The sequence below is a fragment of the Litoribacter ruber genome, assembly GCF_018500185.1.
Lineage (GTDB): Bacteria > Bacteroidota > Bacteroidia > Cytophagales > Cyclobacteriaceae > Litoribacter > Litoribacter ruber.
The window spans coordinates 1-2,620 of sequence record NZ_JAHBGI010000039.1; the positions used below are offsets into that span (position 1 = coordinate 1).

At 49.3% G+C, this 2,620-nt stretch carries 2 protein-coding genes; both read right to left on the reverse strand.

Translation table 11 applies throughout. From position 1 onward, the window contains the following. Positions 1-102: 102 nt before the first annotated feature. Complete coding sequence (gene istB, locus KIH41_RS17955) at positions 103-840, reverse strand: IS21-like element helper ATPase IstB (protein ID WP_143959262.1); 738 nt, start codon at positions 838-840, stop codon at positions 103-105. A 43-nt stretch (positions 841-883) separates the two neighbouring features. After that, positions 884-2,422 (reverse strand): IS21 family transposase, encoded by a 1,539-nt coding sequence (gene istA / locus KIH41_RS17960; protein ID WP_214163327.1) that lies wholly within the window; start codon positions 2,420-2,422, stop codon positions 884-886. Between the last annotated feature and the right edge of the window lie 198 nt (positions 2,423-2,620).

Here is a 2,620-nt window from a genome sequence, read left to right on the forward strand (position 1 = left end):
TGTCTATTACGGCGATGATGGGCCAGTGATTACGGAGCATGCCGGGCCAGTGATTACGGGAATAACTGGGCCACTTTCCATGTGCAATTATGGGATTATATTTTAATTGTCCAACTTCTTTCTACTTCTCATAGATTCCCCTTCCAGTTCTATCCTGTGGGAGGAGTATACCAGCCTGTCAAGAACGGCATCTGCAATGCTGTCATCTCCGATGGTAGCATGCCACTGGGCCACCGGGATCTGTGAGGCTATGATGGTAGAGCTTTTCCCATACCTGTCCTCCATAACGTCCATCAGGGCATGCCTGGCTTGGGTGTCCATGGGTGCCAGTCCAAAATCATCCAGGATCAATACCGCGGTTTTTTCCAGCTTTTTAAGTAGGTTATGGTAGGTGCCCTCCAGCTTTGCAAGCCGGACCGTGTCAAAAAATCTCGAGGTATTGTAATAAAGTGTTTTGTACCTGAACTGGCATGCCTTTACGCCGAGGCACTGGGCCAGGTGACTTTTTCCGCAACCTGTGGCACCGGTAAGTATGATGTTTTCCCTGTTGCGGATGAAGCCAAGCCCTAGCAGCCTTTCAAACACCGACCTGTCGAGATTACGTGAGGCATGGTAATCGATGTCAGTGGCGGCGGAAGCCTGCTTGAAACCGGCCTGGCGGATTAGGTTGTCAATCGTCCTGTTTTGCCTTTGTTCCCATTCGCTGTCGACCAACAAGGTCAACAGCTCATCGGCAGAAAATTCTTTGTAAAGGTTTTCGGTGAGCCGTTTGTGGTAAAGTTCGGCCATGGCCCCCATGCGCATCTGTTTCAATTTTTCGATTGTGTTGTATTCGTTCATAGTTTATATGGATTGGTTTTTAATGTAGATGGGTTGAAGCCGCTCAACTGAAAAGCCCCCTGATGTTTTTGTGTTCAGGTGTCACTCGGTCCTCCGGAAAGGGGATCTCCTCCATATCCATTTTGTTCTGCAACACCCTTTCAAGGGTATGGTAAGAGGCTTTTTCGAATCCCAGAGCCCTTTTACAGGCCCTTTCCAGGCGTTCCGGTTCGTAGCTTTTCAAAAAGGCAAGGATCCCCTGGGCCTGCTTGTAGCCAATTTCGGGATAGTCATACTGTCCGATCAGCCTGCCGATGTACTCTTGGGTGTGGGGACCGACCTTTTGGGCTCTCCGGTGAAAAAATTCGGGGCTCCATTCATTGAAGTATTGGTGGCTGCTGGGCATATGGTCGCCCACTGTGATGTAGTGACCTGCTTTGAAGCTCCTTTTGTGGAAGGCTATCCTTTCCTGCCTGTGGAAGATCTCCACTATGTCCTGATTGTACTGTACTTCCACGGCCAGCCCGATATAGCGGTGGGGACAGCTGTAATAGTTCTTGTCCTCTCCCATGAAGACGTGGGAGGTTTTCTGGACTGTGGCTTTTTTATAGTTCCTGATACTATAAATACCACTTGGCAGGGGCTGAAGGAACTCTTTTTCAATATCGATGAACTGGCTCCTCCTGCTGCCCTGTCCGTGGCTCAACAGGTAATCGTTGAACTCCACCAATTTGTCGGCAATGGCATCGTTGAGCTCGGCCAGGCTGAAAAAGGTGTGGTTGCTCAGGGGGTAGTATATCCGTTGATAGACAATGGTTACCGTCCGCTCGACAAGGGCCTTGTCCTGTGGGCTGTAAGGGCGTGTGGGGTCAAGTGCACAGCCATAATGTTGTCCAAAATCGGCAAAAGTCTTGTTGAGTATGGGGGCATATTTTGAACTTTTGCTTACGGCAGACTTAAGGTTGTCCGGCACCACCGCATAGGGGACACCTCCTATCCATCCGAGGCAATGGATAAGGCAGCTGATAAAATCTTCACGGTTCTGGCTGGCCACGGCCTTGACGTAGGTATATTGGCTACAGGGCATGATCCCCAAAAAAACCTCAACATCGATCTGTTCGCCGGTATGCCTGTCCACATAAAAGAGTTTCTTGCCGCAAAAGTCCACAAAAAGCTTTTCTCCGGCCCTGTGGGTCAGCTTTCCGCTAACATGGTGGAGTTTGCTCCATTGCCGGTAATGCCAGGTAAACTGGCTGTATTTATAGCCTTCCGGATGTTTTGCAATATATGCCTTCCAAAGTGCCTGCAGGGTGCAGCCGGGCTTTTTCATCTCTTTCTGGAAGTGTGGGAACTGTCCGGAAAGCTGTTCGTACCGTTCCTTTTCCGTCTGGCTGTTTTGGGTGAAAAGTTCCTCCAGATCCTTTCCCTCAAGAGTCAGGAGCTCCCCGTACCCCAAGCCGAGTTCCTTAAACCGCTTGATGTACTCGTCTACGGTTTTCCGGTTGACACCCAAAAGGGCGGCCACCTTTCGGTTGCTCAAGCCTTTTTGCTTAAATGCTATCAAACTTCTTAATTGCATGATGTTTATTCTTTGTCCTGCCATGTAGATTGTTTTTAAAAACTACAAGGCTAATAATTATCATGGAAAGTGGCCCAATGACCTCCGGAATTCGAATGGGTTGCCGTAATTAAATGGCCCAATGACCTCCGGAAACAACGCCTGATTTTTGGTCCGTTGATTCCCGGAATGGCTGGCCCAGTATCAGCGTAAACTATGGCCCAGTGACCTCCGTTTTAGACA

Coding starts and splice junctions, on each gene's coding strand:
- istB (WP_143959262.1), bottom strand. CDS start 840: ATGAACGAATACAACACAATCGAAAAATTGAAACAGATGCGCATGGGG.
- istA (WP_214163327.1), bottom strand. CDS start 2,422: ATGGCAGGACAAAGAATAAACATCATGCAATTAAGAAGTTTGATAGCA.